A 25,040-nucleotide genomic window follows, 5' to 3' on the forward strand; every position below is an offset into this window, starting at 1 on the left:
TATGGCTGTTTTTTCTATTCTGCAGTAACTTCTTGATATAATTTTCTAAAATAAAAATGGCTAGCAATTAAGTAGTAAATCATTTGTATCACTAAAAAAAGACCAATGACCATAATTGCCATGACGCGAAGTTTTTGGTCGAACAGAGCATACATTGCTTTTAACGCAATTAATCCATGAACTGACGAGACAATAATTGGTGTAAAGAATAAAATACCGACCTGTCGATAGACTGTTTTTTTCATCTCTTTACGACTAAGTCCCAATTTGTAAACTATTTTAAATTTATCAATGTCTACTGCCATATCACTGTATAATCTAAAATACAAAAAACTCCCTGCTGATACAAAGAAAATAGCCCCAATAAAAAACCCGACAAATAATACAGGTGTATATGTTTCTGTAATCGACTCTATAAGTAATGGTTTACTCTGAAGCCCCTCAATTTCTGTTAAATAGGTTGCCACATGATATTGTTGGTCCTGCGTTTTTTTATCACCAATCCAACCAATTTCTTGTTGAACACCATATTCTTTTGCAAACTGACTATAAACATCTTTAGGTACCACATAAACATTTTGAAAGCCAGGAATAACTACCTTTTCTACATCAAAATTTATCACAGGTGTTGTTTTACCATCAGGCAATGGTAACTCTTTTAAGTAACTTTTTTGCGGTGAACCAGATAATATATTACTAATAACGTTTAAACGATACGTTTGATTCGTATCAGATATTTTTTTATTTTTAGTATACTTTGCAATATTATTGTAGCCATGTGTGCTAATAATTCTATATCCATTCTGATGATCAGATGCCGGCACATAAACGACTTTCATACGAAGCTCTGTCATATTTAAGTCTTGATTATCCATCTCTTGTTGAACGGTATCTAAATTTTTTACTAGACATTCTTGATTACCTTCATTATCCGATAAATAGAAATCATAAGTCATCGCATTGACAGAAGCTACTGTCATTTCTTTTAAACCTGCTAAAGAACCTATAGCAGCAAACACAACCGTTGTGATAATGGCTACCAAGAAAAACGACCGCGCATTGTCTTTCATCCGAAAACCTAAATCTGAATAGACTAACATATTCGTTTTTTTCCAAAAACGTTGTTTGTTTTTTTGTAGTTGTGTGACAACAAGAATACTTAATTGATTAAACAAAAAGTAAGTACCGATAATTACCATCAACACAACGGGTATCATCGCCACAAAAACCTGCATGCCTTGAACGTATAAAGCAATCGCATACCCAACTCCAATAAATAATAACGCAAAAATCGATTTTATCTTAGATGATTTGACTTCCCCTTTTCCTAAATCTTCACTTTTAAGCAATTCTTGGACGTCCATCTTAGGAATCTTAAACTGAATAAATAAAGAGATAAAAAAGAAAAGGATGGTAAATGCCACAAAGGTTATGATAATTGATTTAAGTGGAAAGTAAAATGCCAACTGAACAGTCATTATTTTTTTACTCAAAAATAATAAAGCTTGTGAAAGCAATAAACCAGCTAAAATACCAATCACTGTAGCAAAGAATCCAACGATTGTGTTCTCTTGAAAAATCATCTTCCGTAATTGTTTAGGAGACATCCCTTGAATTAACAACAATCCAAATTCCCTCTTGCGCGATTGTAAAAAAATATCCATCGAATAAAGCACATAAAAAAAAGAAAACACGTAAATAATACCTGATGAAACATTCATACCAACTGTGACAAATTGGTTCATAGACTCCCCACTAAGAGATGGATGATTAGAAAATGTTGAAAAAGCAAAAAACGTCATTACTGTTGTTAAGGTACTTAAGAAATAAGCCATATATAACGGTTTATTTCGAATAGTATTTTTATAGATAAATTCTTTAAAAGTCATCTGCTTCACCTTCCAACTGCTTTAAACTAAAAAGAATGTCATCATAAAACTCACTTTGAGAGCCATGCCGCATGATTTCATCAGTCAATTCACCATCTTTAATAAATACAATACGGCGACAATAACTTGCTGCAAAAGCATCATGCGTCACCATCAAAATAGTCGAATTCAAATTAATGTTTAATTCTGATAATAATCTCATTACATCCTTTGATGATTTTGTATCCAAGTTACCTGTTGGTTCATCTGCCAATAATAATTTGGGTTCATGAATCATTGAACGGGCGATAGCCACACGTTGTGCTTGACCTCCAGAGATATTACTAATTCGTTTATTTAATAAAGATTCAATACCAAGAATCTCAGAAATATCATTTAGTTTTTTAGTCATAACACTCACTTTTTCGCCATCTAGCGTGAGTGGTAATATAATATTTTCTGCCACAGTTAACGTTGGCATCAGATTAAATCCTTGAAAGACAAAACCTAATTGATTTCGCCTAAACTTTGCTAAATCTTCTTGATCTAATTTTGATGGTCGTTCACCATCGATCGTTACGGTTCCTGATGAAGGCTGATCTATCGTCCCAATTAAATTTAAAAGGGTTGACTTTCCACTTCCAGAAGGCCCCATAATCCCAATAAATTCGCCTTCTTTCACACTAAGTGTGACTCCTTTTAACGCTTGAAATAATGAGTCTCCTACACCAAATGTTTTTGTTACGTTATTTATTTCTAACATACTTTTACCCACTTTCGTTCCGAAAATCCACTAATTATAGAGTAACATGTTACCGTGTATATTTAAACGAACAATACCGTAAGTTTGTTAACAAACATCTTTTTTTACACTATTTTATTAAAAAAGACTATTATTTATACATTTTTTTGCTATACTTATTACATACAAAAACGGAGGTGACCCTATGGCTGTATTAGAAGCCACGATTTTACTTATCATACTCGTTATTCTGTCTAATATTATCAGTCACTATCTCGTAGCTATTCCAACTGCGTTAATTGAAATTGGTGTTGGAGTTATCGCTGCGTTATTTTTACATTTAGATATAGAATTACAAACAGATTGGTTTATGCTACTGTTTGTTGCACCACTGTTATACAGTGATGCCAAGCATTTCCCTAAAAAAGAGTTATGGGAATTACGAACGCCAATCTTCGCCAATGCGATTTTACTTGTTTTTCTTACCACTATTGCTGGCGGACTATTGATTAACTTATTTATTCCACAAGTTAGTTTATCATTAGCTTTTGCCTTAGCTGCTGTTTTATCTCCAACAGACCCTGTAGCTGTTCAAGGAATAGCCGAACAAGTGAAGTTACCTAAACGAATTTTAACCTTAATTAGTGGGGAGAGTTTAATCAATGATGCAAGTGGATTAATTGCCTTTAAGTATGCACTTGCTGCCTTTTTAACTGGCTTTTTCTCATTAAAACAAGCAACAGGCGATTTTATTTACATGACCTTAATCGGAATTTTAATTGGCTACTTAGTCAGTCGATTAATCTACCTTATTCAACGAAGTTTATTAAGACAAGGGATACAAGATGTTATTTTACATTCATCTCTTCAAGTAATGACCCCCTTTGTCATTTTTATCATGGCAGAAATAGTTCATGCATCTGGTGTTATTGCTGTTGTGGTAGCAGGTGTTATGGCGATTCAACAAGAACCATTGTTTAGAGGACGCTTTTCAGAAATAAAAATTGTAACCAACAGACTATGGGATATTATTATTTACTTATTAAATGGTATTGTCTTTGTTGTATTGGGAACAACACTCCCTTATGCGATGCGTGGTGCCATCATTGATCCAACGATAAATAATGCTTTATTGATTCTTTATGTAATCATCACTTGGCTCATTCTAATGCTGATTAGAACACTTTGGAGCTATACTTATATGTGGTATGATTTTTTTAAATCAAAAGGTGATACACAACGGAAACCAAAATTCTCAGTTGCTGTCTTGACTGGATTGACAGGGGTTAGAGGTGCGGTTACCATGGCGATGGTTTTATCTATCCCATTCTTTTTACCGGATGGAGCTGTTTTCCAAGAAAGATACCTCATTATCTTTTTAGCTAGTGGTGTCATTTTGACAAGTTTACTTGTTGCAGTAATTACATTACCAATTTTTACTAAACAGAAAAAACGATTGGTTCTAACTGGTGATGAGAGCACGAAAGAAGCGATTGATGATGAAAATGATTCGTCCCAATTACCTGAAATTGAAGCCAGAAAACTAATGACAAAACGAGCGATTCAGTCCTTACAACAAGAATTAAGTGATGAAAATCAGTTAATTATTAATGACATTTTGCAAGATTTTGATAAACAACTACGGTTCTTATATTTAGATGATGATTATACCTCTAATGCTGTTTACTATGAGTTAGAATCAGATTATAGATGCAAAGCAGCAGATTTTGAAACAAAAAAAGTTCTAGAACTGTTACCTAAATTAGAGTTACCTAAAAAGATCGAACGAAACTATGTCAAAATGTTGGAATACAAACGTCGGGCACATTCAAGTAATTTTAAAATCATGGTACAACAATCTCTTTACAAGGCTCAGAAAAAAACCAAGAGAATTGTTTACCAAACTTTTTTAAAACGTCAACCCGAAAAATTCCAATTAGATAACATAAAAAAAATTACTTTATTAGAAGTTAAAAGTTCTGAAGCAACGTTAGACATGTTAAAAGAATGCCAAGATGATTTAGATAGGTTAGATAAATATTTTACTGTCAAATACAATATCTTGAATCAATTAATGATGGAATATACAAGTAAAATTCATCGAATTCAGCATTATCGCCTCGTACAAGAGGTATCCTACCAAGAAATATATCAAGATTATTTTTTAAGAGCACTTGATGAAGAACGAGGAATGATTCAAACCCTTCTTGAACAAGGAAGAATTTCTAATACAATGGCAAACCAATTGCGACAAGGGATTAACTATAGTGAAACTTCTTTCCTACAAACTAATATTGAGGATTAAAAAATCATCCTGAGAGAAAATACTCTTAGGATGATTTTTATTATATATGTTAGATAACATTTAAATTTAATAGTTGGAAGAAAGTTTATTCATTCCCCCACAGTCTTCAAGGAAAACTTTATCAATACTTGATTTTGTTAATCTTCCCATTGGCTAATTCTCTTTCTTTTAATATTACTTACTATAAGTTAATTCATATTCATTACCCAAATTATCGACTAATCGTTTCTCATTTGAATCTGAAATAGTAAATTCTTTCGTAATACCTTTTCCACTAATTGTTACTTTTTTCTTCTCACTATCTATTGAAACAGTGACGTTTTTAAACGATTTTTCAACTTTATTGTCAAAATTATCTTTTTTAATGTCTTCATTTGGAAACTCTTTATTTAGATTTTTTATGGTTTCATCTAGCTTTTTATCATAATCCGAATCAGAGGGATCTGTATTTGGGTTTTCAAATGGCGAAAATGTCAAGTAGACATCTAGTTTTCCATTGTCAAAATGATATAAAGCATTTTCTTGCAAATTTTCCTTGCTATTAACTACTGACATAATTTGAGCAGATTTAACCTCATTCTTACTAGTCGAACAGCCTGCTAATACAATCATAAAACACATCATCATTACAAATCCAATCATTGTAGTTCTCTTTTTCATCATACTCACTCCTTTTATTTTAAATTATTATACTATAATTAAAAACAGTGACAAAGTAAACTTATCAATGAGTTCATGTTTAACTTTAAATCTTTCGTCTTTCTCAGAAAAAAACCAACCTTCAATTAAGAAAGTTGGTTTAATATTTTATTCTACTGTCACACTTTTTGCTAAGTTACGAGGTTTATCAACATCTAATCCTCTTTGTAAACTTGCATAATATGCTAATAACTGTAAAGGTACCACACTTACTAATGGTGTTAATAAATTATGTACTGGTAATAATACTAATTCATCACCATCATGTGCCACATCTTCAAGTGAGATAGTCAATACATTTGCTCCACGACTTTCTACTTCCTTAGCATTTCCACGAGTATGACTAGCGGTATGTTTATCTGTAATAATCGCAATCACTGGTGTACCTTCTTCAATCAAAGCAATTGTTCCATGTTTTAACTCACCAGCAGCAAATCCTTCTGCTTGGATATAAGAAATTTCTTTTAATTTAAGAGCTGCTTCCATTGATACAGCGTAATCCAAGCCACGGCCAATGAAGAAAGCATTGCGTGTTGTCCCTAAGAATGACTCGCTAAGGCCAGAAATTAACTCTTTTTCACTAATCATCGAGTCCATCACTGAGGCGATGATTGCCATTTCATGTGCTAAATCGATAGACTTAGCTAACTCTATTCCTTTTTCTAACCCAATCGCTTGAGCTAGATAAGTCATCACGGCAATTTGAGATGTATAAGCTTTAGTTGATGCTACTGCAATTTCAGGTCCAGCATGTAATAACAAGGTATACGTTGCTTCACGAGATAAAGTTGAACCTTTTACATTTGTTATTGTCAATGACGGAAGGTTTAATTCATTCACTTTAACCAATACTTGACGGCTATCAGCAGTTTCTCCACTTTGAGTTAAGAAAATAAAGAACGGTTTTTCTGATAGTAATGGCATGTCATATCCCATTTCACTGGCTAAATGCACCTCAACTGGAATATTAGTCAATTCTTCAATAATCTTTTTACCCACTAAACCAGCATGCCAACTTGTTCCACAACCCACAATATAAATACGATCACTTGATGCCATGTGAGAGACAATTTTTTTATCAATTGTTGACAGTCCATCTTCTGTTAGATATTCAGAAATCAATGTTCTCATAACGCTTGGTTGCTCATCAATTTCTTTTAACATGTAATGAGGATATAATCCTTTTTCAGTATCTGTCGCATCAATATCAGCCACAAATGAATCACGTGATAATTCATTTGATTCTTTATCGAAAATTGTCATGTTATCAGACGTTAGAATAATACGTTCACCATCTTTAATTTCAACAAATTCATTTGTTTCATTAATCATTGCCATCGCATCACTACCAACATAATGGCACTCTTTTCCAATACCAATTAGTAACGGACTTTTATTTTTGGCTAAATAAAGTGTTTGGCTATCTTCAACATCCATCAAAGCAATAGCATATGATCCTTCCACTTTATCTAAAGCAGCTTCAAATGCTTCAAAAGAAGACTTACCTTTACGATAAAAATAATCTACTAACTCTACTACTATTTCACTATCTGTATCACCTTTTAAGGCAATCTCAGATAAATAATCATTTTTCAAATCCAGATAGTTTTCAATCACACCATTATGTACCAAGCAAAATTTTCCACTTGTTGATTGATGTGGATGCGCATTTTCAGTATTTGGTACACCATGTGTTGCCCAACGAGTATGACCTATCCCTAAATGTCCTTCTGGTACACTATTCGCTAGAGCTTTCAACTCACTCACACGACCTGGTGTTTTGACTAGGTAAGCTTCATTTTCATCAGCTACCATAATCCCAGCAGAGTCATACCCTCTATATTCTAATTTTTCTAATCCTGTTAATAAGATATCCTTTGCTCGGTTATTTCCGATTACTCCAACTATTCCGCACATTAATTTTTCCAACTTTCTTTAAAATAGTTGTTTCTATTTTTTGCATGAATAAAGTTTTGTCAAATAAGTTTCCTTATTTTTTTGTCTTTATCCTAAGAGTGCAATTCCCTATGAGCCACCCGCCGAATTTTCGATAAACTCATTCCTCGTCACCTTAAAAAGGTCTGGCGCTAAATTGGTATAGATACTTTAATTAGTAATATAAAATAGAAACAAGAATATAATAACCTTTATTAAGGTTTCAGTCAACATTAAAATAACTCTATTTTTCATATATAAGAATATTGGTATAGACAAAAAAAAGATGCTATCATGAAGGATAACATCTTTTTTGATAAATACCTTAAATTCCTATTTCTTGAATCACTACATCTGCAATTTTTTCTACATAGTAATTTACTTTTTCTTCTGTAGGTGCTTCTGCCATAACACGTAATAAAGGTTCTGTCCCTGAAGGTCGAACTAATATACGACCATCACCATTCATTTCACCTTCAACTTCTTCAATCACCGCTTTAATCGCTGGAACATCCATTGCACCATATTTATCTGATACTTTAATATTAACCAATTTTTGGGGATATTCTTCAATATCCGCTACTAATTCAGATAATTTTTTACCAGATGCTTTCATAACTTGCATTAATTGAATCCCTGATAGCAATCCATCACCTGTTGTGTTGTGTTGTAAAAAGACAATATGCCCAGACTGTTCGCCACCAAGATTATAACCTGATTTTCTCATTTCCTCTACAACATAACGATCCCCTACTTGAGTCGTTACAGCTGTTAAGCCAGCTTCTTCGACAGCTTTATGGAAACCTAAGTTACTCATAACAGTTGCAACAATCGTATTTTTATTTAATTCATCGTTTGCTGCAAGATATTTTCCGCAAATATATAAAATTTTATCTCCATCAACAATTTGACCATTTTCATCAACTGCAATCACACGGTCACCATCTCCATCAAACGCTAATCCTAAATCGGCTTCTTTTTCTACAACAAATTTAGCTAACTCTTCTGGATGAGTCGATCCGACACCATCGTTGATATTTAATCCATCTGGTCTCACACCCATTGTATAAAAATCAGTATCTAAATCTGCAAATAATTGATTAATCAATGGACTTGTCGCACCGTTTGCTCCATCTAGACAAACAGTTAACCCTGTCAAAGGTTCAGACACTGTTTTCTTCAAAAATTCAATATATTTTTGAGCACCCTCACGGTAAACATTTAATGTCCCTAGTCCCAAAGCTGATGGACGAGGTAATAAATCTGTTTCTGTATCTAGTAATACTTCAATCTCTTCTTCTTCTTCATCTGATAATTTAAATCCATCTGGCCCAAAGAATTTGATGCCGTTATCTTCAGCAGGATTATGTGAAGCTGAAATCATGACACCTGCAGCAGCTTTTTGTGTTCTTGTTAGGTAGGCTACTCCTGGAGTTGAAATCACCCCTAATTGTAAGACTTCAATCCCAACTGATAATAGACCTGAAATTAATGCTTGCTCTAATAATTGACCAGAAATACGAGTATCTCTTCCCACTAATACTTGTGGTTTTCCTTCTGTTAAATGACTATGTTGACATAAAACATGTCCACCACAACGCCCAATTTTAAATGCTAATTCTGGTGTTAACTCTTTATTAGCTACCCCTCTAACACCATCTGTTCCAAAATATTTACCCATTTTTTTATCTCCTAACTCATTCTACAATTTTTTCTTTTAGTTTATTTACTTGAACTGTCACTTGTTGATGTTTTGACTTCATTCGGTTTAACTGTCACAGAAACAGTTTCTGGAATCACTTTTACTCCATTTGGCACAACAACAACATATGAGCTAGTCACGGTTTCTCGAATATTACTTGTATCAATTTTCAAATCGATACCATTTATTTCATCTAATACTTCTTTTGGTCCTTCGATATCGACCATGTCATCTTTAATGGTAAAAGTAAAATCTTTGATACCTTTAGATATTGTACCAGATTGAACAGGTGTGACTTTCACTCGTTTACTTGGAACGTTTACTTTTACATTCACACTGACAGTCTCAGGTTCAATTTTTACATTAAGAGGTTCTCCAGATTTATTAACAGCATATGGTTTAACTCTTTCAGAGAAATTACTTGTAACATTAGATTTCTCACTTATCCCTGCAATCACACGGTCCACTTCTTTAACTGATACTTCAGATCCACTTACTTTTACTGTCATTGGATCAACTGTTGCTTCTTTTGTTGAGTAACCTTCTTGATAAATTTTATTATCGATAGCAGGTTCTACTTTAAAGGTATCACTGTCTTTATTTTCTATCGTTACTGACAATTTTCCTGGCTTAATAGTCCCTTTTACTGAATTAGGTAACCCAACAATTTCTAATGGTACTTCATGTGTCCCGACACTGTATTTGGTTAAATCCATCACAACTGAAAAACTACGTGTTTCAGCATTAGATTCCTTGTCAAGTAATATTTTATTATTACTTGATAAATCAACCGATACTGTTTCCTGATAGCCAGAGATAAAATATTTATCTTGATTATACGTCACATTAACGGGTACATTTTCAGCTGTTGCTTGTAATTCTGACATCGTGTTTGTGACTGGTTTATTCGAAATAACAAATGAATTCGCATTATAATATAATAGAATAGCAAAAAAGAGAGATAAAATCCGAATAAACCAAGGCGATTTACTATCATTTTTCATCCTTTTTGCCTCCTTTTTTAAAGCCTTTTTTTATATCATCAATAAACAATGCGATGCCTGATTGACTGTCATCTTCAACGGAGTCAGATAACTCTTGTTTCAAGACTTCTAAATATGCTTCACGTTGAAGTCCAGGTAAAAACGTTTTATTATGTGTGATACTCACTTCTCCTGTTTCTTCAGACACAACTAAAGTCAACGCATCTGATGTTTCACTTACACCAATCGCCGCCCGATGTCTTGTCCCAAACTCTTTAGGAATTTTATTACTTTCAGACAATGGCAAGTAACTTGAAGCTGACGCTATTTTATTATCCTTAATAATAACTGCCCCATCATGAAGTGGCGTATTTGGAATAAAAATATTAATAAGTAACTGACTGGAAATATCTGCATCAAGTGGTATACCACTTTCAATAATATCAATTAAGTTATCATTTCGTTGTATCGTAATGAGTGCACCAATTTTACGTTTCGACATATACTGCAAAGATTCATCTAACGCTGTGATAAAGGACTGTTGCATATTTTTTTGTCTACTTGAATGAGTTAATGCTGCCCCTCGACCAAGATGTTCCAAACCTCTTCTAACTTCTGGTTGAAAAATGACAATTGCCGCAACCACCCCGTATGTAATCACTTGATTCATTAGCCAAGACACTGTATTGAGTCCTAAAAAATCACTGACAATTCTAACAATGATGATAACTGCAATCCCTTTAAATACTTGAATGGCTTTTGTATCATTTAACAACATTAACAATTTGTAAACGACATACCAAACAACTAATATATCTACTATATGAACCAACACACTCAAAGTAAAATACTTATTGAGTAAGTTTTGCCAAATATCAGGTCTGAACAAGCTCGCTCCAGTTAATATCATCTTGCTCCTCCCCTTTCATTTTTTAAAATTCTACTTCTTGTTGTCTAACGATACCCCCTAAACACTTGGTTTATAATACTTTTCTTATTATAACATAGGTTTATAATCTGAAAACCTTGAAAGTATTTTTTTAACGAATTACTAAAATTTTTTTGAACATAAAAAAACGCATCTGATGATAACTAATCAGATACGTTTAGACTTTCTATAGTGTTGCTAAAACAATAAAGTTAATAATAAATAGTCCAGTCACTATCCATAAAACTGGCGAAATTTCTTTTACTTTTCCTTTTACTACTTTTATTAACACGAAAAAGATGAAACCTGCTGCAATACCATACGAAATACTATAAGCTAACCCCATAAAAATTGAAGTGAAAAATGCTGGTATAGCGTCTTCCAAGTTAGTCCACTCAATTTCCTTAAATGACGCCATCATCATAACACCAACTAAAATTAACGCTGGTGCAGTAGCCTGTGTTGGTACAGCACCTACCACTGGAGATAAAAAGCTACTCAATAAGAACATCGCAGCAACAACGACTGATGTTAAACCAGTTCTACCACCAGCTCCAATTCCTGCTGCACTCTCAACATAAGTCGTGACATTACTTGTTCCGACTACAGCACCTGCTGTTGTAGCAATAGCGTCAGCAAACAATGCCTTATCCATTTTTGAATGAATACCTCGACTTGTCATAACAGAATCTTCTTCTTCCTTAGAAAAAATTCCTGTACGACGACCTGTCCCAATAAATGTTCCAATAGTATCAAATATATCAGATAAACTAAACGCTAAAACGGTCAATAACACTTGCGGAATTTTAGAAGCATCTGAAAACAACGATGGCATTCCGTTTGGTCCAAACGCTGCACCAAATGTTGTTCCTAATTCTTTAATCGAATTTCCTAATGAATTTTGTTGAAAATTAATCGCACTTAAATCAACTACACCCATTGGAATAGAGATAATCGTTGTTGTCACAATTCCGATTAAGATAGCACCTTTAACATTTTTTATTACAAGAATCGTTGTAATAATTAAGCCGATTAAAGCCAAAACAATGGCTGGATTATTAAAGTTTGCTAAAGCTGGAACAATTCCGCCATTTGAAACAACATTTGTTGCTTTATCACCATCTACAACAGACGATACAATCGCACTTTCATCAGAAGTAAACTGTAAAAATCCTGCATTCTTAATCCCTACATAAGCGATAAAAATCCCGATTCCTCCACCAATCGCATGTTGTAAACTTTCAGGAATTGATTGAATAATTAATTTTCTTAATTTTGTAATTGTAATAATAATATTGATAATACCACATAAGAAAACCATTGCTAACCCTTGTTCCCATGAATAACCTAATCCCATCACAACTGTAAAAGTGAAAAAAGCATTTAATCCCATCCCTGGAGCCTGAGCATATGGTACATTTGCAAACAATCCCATAATCAGCGTTCCAATTACGGATGCGATAATAGTTGCTAAAAAAACTGCTTGAAATGGCATTCCTGATAATGACAAGATAGTTGGATTCACAAATAAGATATAACTCATTGCGAAAAATGTTGTGACTCCTGCCATAATTTCTGTTGAAACAGTTGTATTATTTTCTTTTAATTTAAAAAACTTTTCCATTTCCTAACATTACACCTTCCATAATATAATTTGTTCGTTAATGCCTTTAACAAACTTGATTATAAAGTGGAATTTTAAAAATAGCAACCATTTATTGATATTAAAAAGTTTTTTTCTTATCATTGTTCGTGTTTTATGTAAAATAATACAAAAAAACACTTAATTTGCTGGCTTATCACAAATTAAGTGCGTTATTTATTGATAGATAGCTTTAATAGGATCTAATTTCGCAGCATTAATCGCTGGGATAACCCCAAAGATTAACCCAATTGCGGCTGATATGGAAGCCGATAGAATTGCCATTCCTGGACTAACAATCGCTGTAATACCATCTGCAAAAGTTGAAATAAGTGTCGCCAATCCCCAACCAAAGAAGATACCAATGACGCCACCAATTAGTGTAATAAAAGCGGCTTCTAATAAAAATTGTAATAAAATAGTGATTGGCTTCGCCCCAATTGCTCGTCTAATCCCAATTTCTCTCTTACGTTCAGAAACAGAAACATACATAATATTCATCACGCCAATCCCACCAACTAAAAGTGAAATAGCTGTAATAAATAATAATCCTGTCACTACCGCTTGAAGCATGGCTTCAATTTGCTGACGAGCTTGCTCGTTAGAGCGATCTTCCTCAAATGCTCCAACTAAATCAGGGTGTTGCTCTTTTAATAAAGTGTTTGCTTGATCGATCACTGCTTGTCTGTCTCCAGATTCTTTCATCTTTAATTTAATCGCGTTGATGGGTTTATTTTTTGATAATTCATTAAAGGCTTTTTTAGGAACTTCACTATAAAATACCGAATCATCCATAATCATTGCGCCATCTTCAATTTTATCTTTCACACCAATGACAACAAACTTAATGCCATCGACATCAATTGCTCGACCAATGATATCCTGAGGCTTTCTAATTCCTAAACTGGATTGCATGGTATCATAAGTAATCACGATGCTATTTGATTCTAATTGATCTTTTGTAAACCCACTCCCAAAACCTACTGGGATATCCGTTTTACTAGTGGCAATAATCTCAGTGCCTCCACCAGTATCAAAATAACTTAATTGACTTGAAACAGATTCCGTTGCACCATAACCATACCCATAATCAGCTGCAATGGTTTCAACACTGTCTAAACTACGTAGTAACTTTAAATCTAGACGATTAAATGCAAATGGCTCTTCATCTTGAAAGCTAACGTTTTCATCACTATAGTCCACTTTATAAATCAAACGAATGACATTAGCATCAGTAGAATCAAGTACTTTTAAACTACTTTGTTTCATGCCTTCACCAATCGCAGATACTGTCACAACTGCTGTAATCCCAATGATAATACCGACCATCGTTAGAAAGACACGTAATTTATGTGCACGTAAACTTAAAAATGTGCTTAAAAATAGATTTTTAACCATTGATAAATTCCTCCTCAGAAAGGAATAATCCGTCTTTCATATAAACCACACGTGTGGCATATTTTCTCATGTCGGGATCATGGGTTACCATGACAATTGTTTTTCCTTCTTTATTTAAATTAGATAAAATCGTCATAATATCTTTACTTGTTTCACTATCTAGCGCTCCTGTTGGCTCGTCTGCCATAATAAGCAATGGATTATTCACCAATGCTCTAGCAATTGCCACACGCTGTTGTTGTCCTCCAGATAATTCTGTTGTTTTAGAAAATTCTTTTCCCTCTAATCCAACCATCTGTAAATACTCTGAAGCGATTTTCCGACGTTTTTTTTCTTTTATTTTCCCTCCATAAACCATAGGCAATTCAACATTTTGCACCACATTTAATGACTGGATTAAAAAGAATTGTTGAAAAATAAATCCAATGTATTCATTTCTAAGAGTTGATTTTTGATTTTCAGTTAATTTTGAGGCATCTTTGCCATCAAAGATATACTCCCCATCTGATAGTTGATCTAAAAACCCAATAATATTCATTAAAGTTGTTTTTCCACTACCAGACTTTCCCATAATCATAATAAATTCACCTTGATTGATGGTTAAATTTAAATCTTTTAATACGTGAAGTTGAGATTTCCCAACAGGATAATATTTATTGATATCATTTAACTCAACTAACACTTGCTCTTGATGAGTCATTATTTATCCCCTCCTTCAGCGGAAACGTCACCTCCAGGAGTTGGTTCACCTACTGTTAGTGGCGTATCAGAAGAAACAATCACACGATCTAACCCTTCTAAACCACTATTGATGATAACCTTGTCTTTTGATGCGCCTTGGTCTGTTGTTTCAACAACTCGTTTGGCAATTGTCCCAAAATCATCAACTAAAACATAAACTTCTTTTGTTTTATCATCAACTTTAATGGCTTCTTTTGGAATTTCAATTTTTTTATCATTTAACTTTATGGATGCTTGAACATGGAATCCTTTACGAATTTCTTTTGCATCTTTCAAGCTTAATTTCACTGTATAATTTGACAGTGAATTACTATTTGTAGCAGCACCACCTTCTGAAGCTTGCTGTGTATTTGGAATATTTGATACATAGGTCACTTCACCTTTGTATAACTTATTATCCGCAACTGTTCTGACGTCTGCTTGTTGTTTTTCTTTTACTTTTTCTAAATCTTTTTCGTTCACACTACCCTCAACGTAAAAATCTGTTGATGATAACGTTAAAATCGCACTATCGCGATTTTGATCTTGAGGAATAATCACTTGACCATCAAATGGTGCCACTACTTTATTCACTTGCTTTTCACTTAATTCATTAATTTGAGTTTGCAGTTGATTCATTTTAATGTCATAACTACTTAAATCATATTTTAATTCAACACTTTCTTTTGATACTGGTGCTTGTTGTGCTTCACCAGAGTCACTTGTTGGTGTATTATTTAATTCATTTAATTCTAATTGCATTTGTCTAGCTGCTTTATCACGCTCTGCTTGTGTGGATTCAATTTGAAATTTAAGTTCTCTAATTTGAGAATCTGTTGTTTCATCTAAATACTGATAAAGTACTGTATCTTTTGTCACATTATCTCCATTTTTTACATTTAAATCACCTAGTTTCCCAAGTGTTGTATCCTTCGTAAATTCTTTTGACATAACTGGCGTCACAACCCCATTGATAAAAACCTGTTCGACATTTTCAACCGTAAAGAACTCAACGTTTGGTTCATTAGCTGTTTCTACAGGTGTGCCTTTAGAAGAAAATACTTTAAATCCTATAACTCCAATAATAACTAATCCAATAACACTCCCAATAACAACCTTTTTCTTTTTTGACATTCGACTAACTCCTTTTTAGTTAATAACCATAGTATACATAAAAAATAAACAGTATAAATCAGTCGGTGGTCCTATTGCAGAAAAAATAATTAATATCACCATAAAAAAAGACTATCTAACGTTTTCACGCTAAATAGTCTTAATGTTGCTATTTAAAAAGATTAGAGAAAAAGTCTTTTACTTTTTGCCAAAATCCTTTTGCTTTTGCTACGTTTTCATCAGATAGCAAATTATCTTTGAATTCTTTTCCATTTTTTACTAAGTCTTTTTTAAAACCAGATAATTGACTAGTTAATTCAGTATCTGTAATAGCACTTGTATTGGTAAAGTTCACCATATTATTAACTACTTGTGTTTTTAATTCAGGTGTAATAGCGTCTTGTAACCCATTTTTTTCTATTTGTTCATCCACAACATTAGTTACTTCTTGTTTCTTTTGCTCATCAGACATCTCACTTAGTTTCTTATTGATTTTTTGTAATTCCATTTGAATATCTGCTAACATGACTAACAAATTTTCTGATGAATAATCTTTATTATCTTGATTTTGTTGATCGATAGCAGATACCACTTGCATTTGATCTTGTGCAACTTCACGTTTTTCATCACGCTCTTTTTGTGCTGTCTGGTCTGTCGCAGGATCTACTTCGTCATAAATTTTATAAATACCTGCTAGAGCACCACTACCATCCATTGGTCGCACACTTGCAATACGAATATACGCATCATATACCCCACTTGTAATAGCTGCTGAGCGATACATCGCTTCGGTCCTTGCTGTAATTTTATCCGGTGTCACAATATCCACAGTAACACCTGAACCACTTTTTGTACGAGCAATCAATGCACTTGAATAGGCTTTTGATGAACTAGTAAATTCAGGAACATCTGTCACATATTTTACTAAATCATTGCCATCCACTACATATTCATTAATATTCGTTGTGTTTGTACCACTCAACGTAGATACTTTATTTAAATCTTTAGTTAAAATGTCACGTGTTTGTTGCTTTTCTGAATCTGTTAACCCATTACCTAAGGCTATATTAGGAATATCCCATCCTTCATCTTTAGCTTTTTCTGCTGCTAAAACAGATGTTGAAAGTCCTACTGCTGAAAATAAAGATAAACCTAATACTATTTTTTTTAATTTATTCATAAAATCACCTTTTCGTTTTTTAATTCATTACAAATGTATCATAAATTAATTAAAATTCCATCCAACTTTAGAATGAAATAACTTTTTTAAGGATTATTTAACATTCTTTTTAAGAAAGAAATTCAAAATAAAAGCACTAGCGGTTAACTAGTGCCTGATTGATTTTATTCTAAAAAGTCTTTTAATTGTTTAGAACGTGATGGATGGCGTAATTTTCTTAACGCTTTCGCTTCAATCTGACGAATTCTTTCACGCGTCACACCAAATACTTTCCCTACTTCTTCTAAAGTACGAGTACGGCCATCATCTAAACCAAAACGTAGACGCAAAACGTTTTCTTCTCTATCTGTTAATGTATCTAATACACTTTCCAATTGTTCTTTTAATAATTCATAAGCTGCGTGCTCTGCAGGACTAGTGGCTTCTTGGTCTTCAATGAAATCGCCTAAGTGAGAGTCATCTTCTTCCCCAATTGGTGTTTCAAGTGACACTGGCTCTTGAGCAATTTTTAAGATTTCACGTACTTTTTCAGGTGGTAAGTCCATCTCTGCCCCAATTTCTTCTGGTGTCGGTTCGCGTCCTAAATCTTGTAATAATTGACGTTGGATACGAATTAATTTATTAATTGTTTCCACCATATGAACCGGAATACGAATGGTTCTTGCTTGGTCGGCAATCGCACGTGTAATAGCTTGACGAATCCACCAAGTCGCATAAGTAGAAAACTTAAATCCTTTTTCATGGTCAAATTTTTCTACGGCTTTCATCAATCCCATGTTACCTTCTTGGATTAAATCAAGAAATTGCATACCACGGCCAACGTAACGTTTTGCAATACTAACAACTAAACGTAAGTTAGCTTCGGCTAATTCTTGTTTTGCTTCAGGGTCGCCCTCTTTAATACGTAGAGCTAAAGCCACTTCCTCGTCCGCTGTAAGAAGTGACACACGACCGATTTCTTTTAAATACATACGAACTGGGTCATTAATTTTTACACCAGCTGGCGCAATCAAATCTTCTTCTGGTTCTTTTTCTTTTGCTTTTTTAGATTCTTGATTTTTCTTAGCAATACGCAAACTATGTTCACTTGGTTCGCCTTTTTCATCAACAACGCTAATTCCTGCGTCCTCAACTTTTTCAATCAATTCATCCATGTCATCAGCATCTAATTCATAAGGAGTAGCTAATTTGTTAGTTAATTCATCATAAAACACCGAACCTTTTACTTTGTTTACCTTGATGAATTTGGTTACTTCTTTTTTGTATGCTTCATCTTTTACCATTTTTGACACTATGGACTCCCCCTTATATTATCCCCAATTACTCAATTCTTTTTGCAATTGGATAATTTCTAATGTTACTTCCATTTCTTTGATAGAATCACCTATCTGTTTGACTTCTTGTTGCTTCTTTTTTAAAGCCTTTATTTTAGATTGAATACTCGCTTTTTCTATGACTTGTAAACAATCATTAATCTCTCGCTCATTACTTTGTTCACTAAAATTTTGCATGGTAATAGTGATGAGTAAATTACGTAAGTTTTCTTCTTTTAAGTAATTAATAAAATCTGCCAATTCAACTCGGCCATACAATTCATAAAAACTTGTTATATGTTGAAATAACTCCTGATACGCATCATGAACAAACGAAAAATCTGATTGATTATTGATTTTCTGAAATGTTGCCTTTTCTTTTAAAATCCGAAATATGAGTAACATTTCTGCTTTTTCAACCACATCTATTTTTCTAAGCTCTTGTGTTTTAGGAATCACCACTTCTGGTCTTCTAGGTATTACCTGTTTAAAAGCTTGCTGTTTATTGTCTTGAATTAACTGATTTAACTGAAGTTGTAACGTTTCCTTAGAAAGGTTAAATTCTTCTGATAATTGTGTTAAAGCAAAATCTTTTTCAATCACTGATGGTATCATAGCTAATTCTTTTAACACAAGCTCCAAATAAGTTAAGATGTCTGATTCATTCTCCAAATTGAAATCTTGCATCAAATAAACACGTTTAAACTGGAATACTGTTTGCTTATGATGTAGCAATTCTTTTTCTAAAGATTCCGTTCCATATACCATTCGATAATCGTCTGGATCAAGTTTGTTAGGTAAACTCACTACCTGAACACCTAACGCTGTATTTTGAGTTAATAATTCAACAGCTCGATTTGTCGCATTGATACCAGCTGAATCACCATCATAACAAATCGTCACATCTTCACACACACGCTCTAATCGGTGAATCTGTTGTTCTGTTAAACTTGTTCCCATAGTAGCTACAGCATTTTTTACACCAGACATGTATGACGCGATAACGTCCATAAACCCTTCAAATAAATACACTTCATTTGTTTTCCGAATATGAGGTCTAGCAAGATGAAAATTATAAATTACTTCTCGCTTATTAAATATCTCAGTTTCAGGACTATTAAGGTATTTGGGTTGTTTTTTATCCGTATCAGATTGAATCGATGGCATTTGCCTACCTGAAAAACCAATTGTTTTGCCTTTAGAATCTTTTATCGGAAACATGACACGATTAAAAAATCGGTCCATAAACGTGCCATCATCTCTTTCGACGAATAAACCTGACTCATCAAAAAGACCGTCTTTAAATTCTTTTTGCATGACTTTTAATAAAATGTCTCGATTGTCAGGAGCAAAGCCTAATTCAAACTCATCAATATATTCTCGAGAGATACCTCGTTTCTCCAAGTAAGCCATAGCATCTTTACCAACTTCTGTATTTACCAAAATATGGTGAAAAAAGCTTTTAGCATGTTCGTGCATCTCAATTAATTTCTGATGCATACTATTTTTAGGCGTTTGCTGCACCGTAGAAAATGTGGTCGTTGGTAAGGATAAATTTAGCGGTTCGGCTAGTTTTCCAACTGCCTCGGGAAATGATAACCCTTCTACTTCTTGAATAAAGGTAAAAACATTTCCACCCTTGCCACATCCAAAACAATAAAAAATTTGTTTATCCTCTGCTACGGTAAACGATGGGGTTTTTTCATTGTGAAATGGGCACAACCCTAAATAATTTTTACCAGATTTTTTTAATTGAACATAGTTTTCAACGACCTCAACAATATTTGTTTCTTGTCTAACTGTATCAATTAATTCTTGAGGGATTAATTGTGACATGCTTATGAGTCATCCCCTTTTTACATAATTAAGTCAGAAAAGTCGCACTGAATTCAGCGCGACCATGACATAACTTTTCATAATAAATTATAACATAAATCATTTGGTTTGCAACAATTTGTGCTTAGTTAAAAGAACCCATTTTCCCAGTAATCAATTTATCTAAAATTAACTTACCTATAATTGAACAGATAACAAGTACAACAAAAACAGGTAATGTTGTGGCGTTTAACCAAGTAATTTCTAATAGCGACTTAAATAGCATTGCTGCTACAAACGTTCCCACAGTGGTTGTGACAGCTAAAAACAATCTCAGTGGATTAAACGGTAAACACGCTTTAATCACAGCCATAGCACTAACAGCAATCAACATGTAATACATTAATGTTGTTTGATCGATTCCTGTAATGCCTAATTTTGGAGAAACAAAATAGATCACTAACATATTAATCACTACAAGTAATGCATTTGGTAACGCTCGTCGTAGGGCAGTTGGTAAAAATTTTGTCGTAATCTTGCGTTTATCGGATTCAAATGACAAGAAGAACGTTGGGTAACCTTCAATCGCTAAATCAAGTAACGTAATTTGAATCGGAATAAATGGGAAACCAACTGCTGAAATCATACATAGTATAGATAACAAGAACGAATAAATGGTTTTAATAAAGAAAATACTTGCAACTTTTGTCACATTGTTAACAACTCGTCGCCCTTCAAACAACACATCTGGCAAGGTGGTAAAATCAGAATTTAATAAAACTAAATTAGCCATTTGACGTGTCGCATTATCCCCTTCAGCCATGGCAATACTACAATCCGCTTCTTTCATAGCTAAAATATCATTGACGCCATCACCGGTCATTGCGACAATATGATCTTTTTGTCTTAGGGCTTCGACTAACCATTTCTTCTGTTGCGGACTCACACGGCCAAATACTGTATAGTCATCCACAATAGCTTTTACTTCTTCTTCCGTTTCAATCGTTGACAAATCAATGTACTGTTCATAGTGATTTAATCCTGCACGTCTTGCTACATTTGATACAGTGACAGGATTATCACCAGAAATAACTTTTAACGCAACCCCTTCACTATCTAAATAAGCCAATGTTTGTTCTGCATTTTCTCGAATAGCATCTTCAATAATTAAGACTGATAACACCTCAACATTTCCTACTGTATCAGTTAGCTGAGTGGCTGTTTGATCAACACCTATAAGTAGAACACGACTGCCTTGTTCTTGTGCTTGATAAACTTCTTTTGGTAAATTATCTTCTGAAACCAAGCGTTCTGGCGCGCCAAGATAAACACACCCAACGCCTTCAAATAATACTGCTCCCCATTTTCTATCCGAAGAAAACGGTAAAGCATCTAATACGTTTAAATTGCTTGAGGTTTGATAATAAGAACGCAAGGCTTGCATGGTCAAATTATTATCATCTGTTGCATTGATATAGTTTTCCATTATGTTTGTTGTGTTCAATTCTGTTAATGATTGATTGACATCAACTACTTCTGACACAATCATTTTACCTTGTGTGATTGTTCCTGTTTTATCTAAACAAAGTACATCGACATGAGCTAGCGTTTCAATCGAGTGCATGTCTTGAACCAATACTTTTTTCTTTGTTAATTTGACTACACCTGTTGCTAAGGCGATGCTAATTAATAAAACCATCCCTTTTGGCAACATACCTAGTAGTGCAGCAGCAGATGAAACCACAGATAATTTCAAATCACTTTGTCTTAAAAAGTACGCTTCTAAAAACAAAATCACACCCAAAGGAATGATAATATAACTGGTAAATTTCGCTACTTTTCGAATGGATTCAACTAATTCAGAAGTGACTGGTTTATGAATTTTAGCTTCTTCAGCAATTTTGATGGCATAATTATCTTTTCCAACATGAACGACTTTAGCCACACATTGACCACTTGTTACATAACTCCCTGACATAAGTTGGCTTGCAGCCGATTTTTTGATTAAATCCGCTTCACCAGTTAATAACGATTCATTCACCTCAACATTTCCTGACAGAATCTCCATATCAGAAGGAACTTGTTGACCTGCAGATAAGATAACCACATCATCTAAAACTAACTCTGTTGTGGGAATTCCTACTTTTTGATTGTCGCGAAAAACTTCGACATTTTCTTCATTCACAATAGATAATTGTGACACAAGATTTTTTGCTCGAATTTCTTGTGATACCCCAATGACCACATTCAAAATAATAATTGCCATAAAAAACATATTGCTATAAGCCCCAACTAAAGCTAAACAAATAGCAATCACAACATTTAATAAATTAAACAAGGTAAAAACATTATCATAAATAATGTCTTTGTTACTTTTTGATGTATCAGAAACATAGTCATTAACTTGTCCCTGACTAATACGCTGATTAACTTCCTCTTGAGTCAATCCTTTTTCATTCATTTTCATTATACTTACTCTCTCTTTTCATTATTTCTTCCATTATTATATAGATATTCTTATCAAGTTTAAAGTCTTTTAACAAATAATTAAACTCCTAACTAGAAAAGCTTAGGAGTTTATTCATTAATTATTAGAAATAGTTGGTAATGGCGCATAGGCACCATTGCTAATACCAAAGACTAAATGACTATTCATTGGTATGTATTGATTATAAACATTCATCGAAACAATTTGTCCTTTTTCATTTTCTGAGTCCACATAATAAACCTCATATGTGACAGATGCCCCTTTTGAATTGAAATTATCATAAATCAACTTAGGAATATCTCCTTCAAGTTGCCCAAAATAAGATTTAATATATGGTTTTCCAGCAGAATAGACCACATTAACAATTTTTTCACCTTCACTTGTTAATTTTTTCCCTGGTTCAACTGATTGAGAAATTAATTGACCATACGGAACGGTATCAGAAAACATTTCTTTTGTCATAACTTGTAATCCACCAGATAGACTACTAGCATCCTCAGTAGAGTACTCAGCAAAATTTGGGACTGTGACTGCTTTTCCTACAGATACAGACACACTCATTTTATCGTGCTTTGCAATTTTAGCTTTAGGTTCTACAGACTGCGATACAATCAACCCAGATTCTACTTTATCTGAATCGACTTCTTTGTACTCCATGTCTATTTCATTTTTCTTAGCCCACTCTTCTACCTCTGTTTTAGCTTTCTTATTGAAGTCTGGTACAGAAATATTTTTTTCGAATACTTCTTTTCCTTTAGAAAAATAGACATTGGCAATATCTTGTCTCAAATAATTTTCTTTATTGACTTCTTTATCCGTAAACTCTAACTTAATGAATTTACCTTTTTCAATTTTATCATTGTATTCATCAATAATTGAGACATTATCAGCTTTTTTTTCAGCAATCCATTGTTCCACTTCAGTTTTAGTCATTTTTTCAAATTCTGGCAACTCAATTTTTTCTTTTGGATTTGCTCCTTCACTCACTTTAAAGGTCATATTAGATCCTTTTTTTATCTTTTTCTTTGGTGCAACAGATTGTGTGATAATTCCATTGGCATCGACTTTATTTGAATAGGCTTGTGTCGCTTCAGTCTTAATTCGATTGTCATCCGCCCATTTTTTTACATCTACAATGGTTTTATCTTTAAAATCAGGAACTGTCACACGCGTTACTTGATAATAGATAAAATAAAAAATCAAACACGTTGTGAGTGCCCCTACCGCTATTGTCATTTTTCTTTTTTGTTGCCGATTTTTATAGTCATAATCAATTTCTGTTGTCTCATCAAATGGTTCCAATATTTCTGGTGGAGTCACTTTTTTTTCCGTTGGTGATGGTGATGTCTTTCGCTTTCTTTTACGTTTTTTCTTTCGTCTAGGTGTATCTGTATCACGTTGAGGGACATCATCGTTTCGATAAGCCTCATCTAGCGCATCAAACTCATCTGACTCAAATGTTTCTTTATTTTTTTGCTTATTATTTAGTGTATCTTGATAATTGTCATTATCAAAATTTGATAAAAAATCAGACATTCTTTCTTAAAACCCCTTTTCTCAGAAGGTAGGACTCATCCGATTGCAATGCTATCTCTGGTGAGTGTGTCACAACAATCACGCATTTATTATGTTTGTGAGCTAGCATTTTAAATATTTCTACAATCTCTTGCTCCATCTCTTCATCTAAATTACCTGTCGGCTCGTCAGCTAATATAATATCCACATTAGTTGCAAGTGCTCTTGCTATGGCAACACGTTGCTGTTCCCCACCAGACAACTGCGTCACAAGGCGTTTAGATTTCTCTTTTGACACCCCTATATAATCTAATAAATTAATCGCCACTTCTTCTTGATTATCTGGTATCTCATTATCTGTAATCGACATCGGTACCATGACATTTTCAACAGCTGTAAGATAAGGGATTAAATTATAATGTTGAAATATAATACTAATATAATCTCTACGATACTCATCATAGCCAATTTTTTCAATGTTTTTTTTCTCATAAAACACTCGGCCTTCTTGTGGAGTATCTAACCCTGCTAACAATGATAAAAGTGTTGTTTTTCCACTTCCTGACTGGCCAACAATGGTATAAAATCGTCCTCTTTCAAAGGAAATATTCGTGTTTTTTAAAATAAAACGTCGTATATCACCATCTTGATAATAATAACCTAGTTTACTTGCTTTTAGTATAGACACTCCTAT

Annotated in this window: 18 protein-coding genes; 1 reads left to right on the plus strand and 17 read right to left on the minus strand. The window is 33.5% G+C overall.

The features are described from left to right. Positions 1-14: 14 nt before the first annotated feature. Together CBF36_RS00895 and CBF36_RS00900 are read right to left on the minus strand one after the other, a co-directional pair. Positions 15-1,889, minus strand: a complete 1,875-nt coding sequence (locus CBF36_RS00895) for an FtsX-like permease family protein (protein WP_125955786.1) — start codon at positions 1,887-1,889, stop codon at positions 15-17. Next, a complete protein-coding gene (locus CBF36_RS00900; RefSeq protein ID WP_125955788.1) occupies positions 1,879-2,631 on the minus strand; it encodes an ABC transporter ATP-binding protein in 753 nt (250 codons plus the stop codon). The genes CBF36_RS00895 and CBF36_RS00900 overlap by 11 nt, the downstream gene beginning before the upstream one ends. A 184-nt stretch (positions 2,632-2,815) precedes the next feature. Between CBF36_RS00900 and CBF36_RS00905 the strand changes: the two genes are divergently transcribed. Then, positions 2,816-4,915: a Na+/H+ antiporter gene (locus CBF36_RS00905; protein ID WP_125955789.1), complete on the plus strand. Its 2,100-nt coding sequence runs from the start codon at positions 2,816-2,818 to the stop codon at positions 4,913-4,915. A gap of 174 nt (positions 4,916-5,089) precedes the next feature. Here CBF36_RS00905 and CBF36_RS00910 read toward each other — a convergent pair whose 3' ends face one another. The 15 genes from CBF36_RS00910 to CBF36_RS00980 form a co-directional block, all read right to left on the minus strand. Beyond that, positions 5,090-5,575, minus strand: coding sequence for a hypothetical protein (locus CBF36_RS00910; protein WP_125955791.1), 486 nt, complete (start codon positions 5,573-5,575; stop codon positions 5,090-5,092). A 147-nt stretch (positions 5,576-5,722) separates the two neighbouring features. Further along, entirely contained in the window at positions 5,723-7,531 is a 1,809-nt protein-coding gene (glmS, locus tag CBF36_RS00915) for a glutamine--fructose-6-phosphate transaminase (isomerizing) (RefSeq protein ID WP_125955792.1), read from the minus strand. Positions 7,532-7,874: 343 nt separating this feature from the next. Continuing rightward, positions 7,875-9,230, minus strand: a complete 1,356-nt coding sequence (glmM, locus tag CBF36_RS00920; protein ID WP_125955794.1) for a phosphoglucosamine mutase — start codon at positions 9,228-9,230, stop codon at positions 7,875-7,877. A gap of 41 nt (positions 9,231-9,271) precedes the next feature. Then, positions 9,272-10,255 (minus strand): CdaR family protein, encoded by a 984-nt coding sequence (locus CBF36_RS00925; protein ID WP_125955796.1) that lies wholly within the window; start codon positions 10,253-10,255, stop codon positions 9,272-9,274. After that, positions 10,245-11,144 carry a diadenylate cyclase CdaA gene (cdaA, locus tag CBF36_RS00930; protein WP_125955797.1) on the minus strand — a complete coding sequence of 300 codons (900 nt, stop codon included), beginning with the start codon at positions 11,142-11,144 and terminating at the stop codon, positions 10,245-10,247. The genes CBF36_RS00925 and cdaA overlap by 11 nt, the downstream gene beginning before the upstream one ends. A gap of 205 nt (positions 11,145-11,349) precedes the next feature. Then, positions 11,350-12,786: an NCS2 family permease gene (locus tag CBF36_RS00935; protein ID WP_125955799.1), complete on the minus strand. Its 1,437-nt coding sequence runs from the start codon at positions 12,784-12,786 to the stop codon at positions 11,350-11,352. A gap of 195 nt (positions 12,787-12,981) precedes the next feature. Beyond that, complete coding sequence (locus tag CBF36_RS00940; protein ID WP_125955801.1) at positions 12,982-14,202, minus strand: ABC transporter permease; 1,221 nt, start codon at positions 14,200-14,202, stop codon at positions 12,982-12,984. After that, positions 14,195-14,902, minus strand: a complete 708-nt coding sequence (locus CBF36_RS00945; RefSeq protein WP_125955802.1) for an ABC transporter ATP-binding protein — start codon at positions 14,900-14,902, stop codon at positions 14,195-14,197. Before CBF36_RS00945 ends, CBF36_RS00940 begins: the two co-directional genes overlap by 8 nt. Then, a complete protein-coding gene (locus CBF36_RS00950; RefSeq protein ID WP_125955804.1) occupies positions 14,902-16,056 on the minus strand; it encodes an efflux RND transporter periplasmic adaptor subunit in 1,155 nt (384 codons plus the stop codon). Before CBF36_RS00950 ends, CBF36_RS00945 begins: the two co-directional genes overlap by 1 nt. A gap of 148 nt (positions 16,057-16,204) precedes the next feature. Beyond that, a complete protein-coding gene (locus CBF36_RS00955) occupies positions 16,205-17,215 on the minus strand; it encodes a DUF1002 domain-containing protein (protein WP_125955806.1) in 1,011 nt (336 codons plus the stop codon). 164 nt (positions 17,216-17,379) lie between these two features. Next, on the minus strand, positions 17,380-18,498 hold the full coding sequence (gene rpoD / locus CBF36_RS00960; RefSeq protein ID WP_125955885.1) for an RNA polymerase sigma factor RpoD: 1,119 nt from the start codon (positions 18,496-18,498) through the stop codon (positions 17,380-17,382). A gap of 27 nt (positions 18,499-18,525) precedes the next feature. Continuing rightward, the gene (gene dnaG / locus CBF36_RS00965; protein ID WP_125955807.1) at positions 18,526-20,364 is read right to left on the minus strand and encodes a DNA primase; all 1,839 of its coding nucleotides are present in this window, start codon (positions 20,362-20,364) and stop codon (positions 18,526-18,528) included. Between the two features lie 124 nt (positions 20,365-20,488). Continuing rightward, positions 20,489-22,810, minus strand: coding sequence for a cation-translocating P-type ATPase (locus tag CBF36_RS00970; protein WP_125955809.1), 2,322 nt, complete (start codon positions 22,808-22,810; stop codon positions 20,489-20,491). 117 nt (positions 22,811-22,927) lie between these two features. Next, entirely contained in the window at positions 22,928-24,367 is a 1,440-nt protein-coding gene (locus tag CBF36_RS00975; protein ID WP_125955810.1) for a PASTA domain-containing protein, read from the minus strand. Next, complete coding sequence (locus CBF36_RS00980; RefSeq protein WP_125955812.1) at positions 24,360-25,034, minus strand: ABC transporter ATP-binding protein; 675 nt, start codon at positions 25,032-25,034, stop codon at positions 24,360-24,362. The genes CBF36_RS00975 and CBF36_RS00980 overlap by 8 nt, the downstream gene beginning before the upstream one ends. Between the last annotated feature and the right edge of the window lie 6 nt (positions 25,035-25,040).

The sequence above is a fragment of the Vagococcus bubulae genome, assembly GCF_003950315.1.
In the GTDB taxonomy this organism is placed as follows: Bacteria; Bacillota; Bacilli; order Lactobacillales; family Vagococcaceae; genus Vagococcus; species Vagococcus bubulae.

Excerpts from the sequence above, each read along its gene's own strand:
- CBF36_RS00910 (WP_125955791.1), bottom strand. The coding sequence starts at position 5,575 with ATGAAAAAGAGAACTACAATGATTGGATTTGTAATGATGATGTGTTTT.
- glmS (WP_125955792.1), bottom strand. The coding sequence starts at position 7,531 with ATGTGCGGAATAGTTGGAGTAATCGGAAATAACCGAGCAAAGGATATC.
- CBF36_RS00940 (WP_125955801.1), bottom strand. The coding sequence starts at position 14,202 with ATGGTTAAAAATCTATTTTTAAGCACATTTTTAAGTTTACGTGCACAT.
- CBF36_RS00935 (WP_125955799.1), bottom strand. The coding sequence starts at position 12,786 with ATGGAAAAGTTTTTTAAATTAAAAGAAAATAATACAACTGTTTCAACA.
- CBF36_RS00970 (WP_125955809.1), bottom strand. The coding sequence starts at position 22,810 with ATGAAAATGAATGAAAAAGGATTGACTCAAGAGGAAGTTAATCAGCGT.
- CBF36_RS00950 (WP_125955804.1), bottom strand. The coding sequence starts at position 16,056 with ATGTCAAAAAAGAAAAAGGTTGTTATTGGGAGTGTTATTGGATTAGTT.
- glmM (WP_125955794.1), bottom strand. The coding sequence starts at position 9,230 with ATGGGTAAATATTTTGGAACAGATGGTGTTAGAGGGGTAGCTAATAAA.
- CBF36_RS00905 (WP_125955789.1), top strand. The coding sequence starts at position 2,816 with ATGGCTGTATTAGAAGCCACGATTTTACTTATCATACTCGTTATTCTG.
- CBF36_RS00945 (WP_125955802.1), bottom strand. The coding sequence starts at position 14,902 with ATGACTCATCAAGAGCAAGTGTTAGTTGAGTTAAATGATATCAATAAA.
- rpoD (WP_125955885.1), bottom strand. The coding sequence starts at position 18,498 with ATGGTAAAAGATGAAGCATACAAAAAAGAAGTAACCAAATTCATCAAG.
- CBF36_RS00975 (WP_125955810.1), bottom strand. The coding sequence starts at position 24,367 with ATGTCTGATTTTTTATCAAATTTTGATAATGACAATTATCAAGATACA.
- CBF36_RS00955 (WP_125955806.1), bottom strand. The coding sequence starts at position 17,215 with ATGAATAAATTAAAAAAAATAGTATTAGGTTTATCTTTATTTTCAGCA.
- cdaA (WP_125955797.1), bottom strand. The coding sequence starts at position 11,144 with ATGATATTAACTGGAGCGAGCTTGTTCAGACCTGATATTTGGCAAAAC.
- CBF36_RS00895 (WP_125955786.1), bottom strand. The coding sequence starts at position 1,889 with ATGACTTTTAAAGAATTTATCTATAAAAATACTATTCGAAATAAACCG.
- CBF36_RS00900 (WP_125955788.1), bottom strand. The coding sequence starts at position 2,631 with ATGTTAGAAATAAATAACGTAACAAAAACATTTGGTGTAGGAGACTCA.
- dnaG (WP_125955807.1), bottom strand. The coding sequence starts at position 20,364 with ATGTCACAATTAATCCCTCAAGAATTAATTGATACAGTTAGACAAGAA.
- CBF36_RS00925 (WP_125955796.1), bottom strand. The coding sequence starts at position 10,255 with ATGAAAAATGATAGTAAATCGCCTTGGTTTATTCGGATTTTATCTCTC.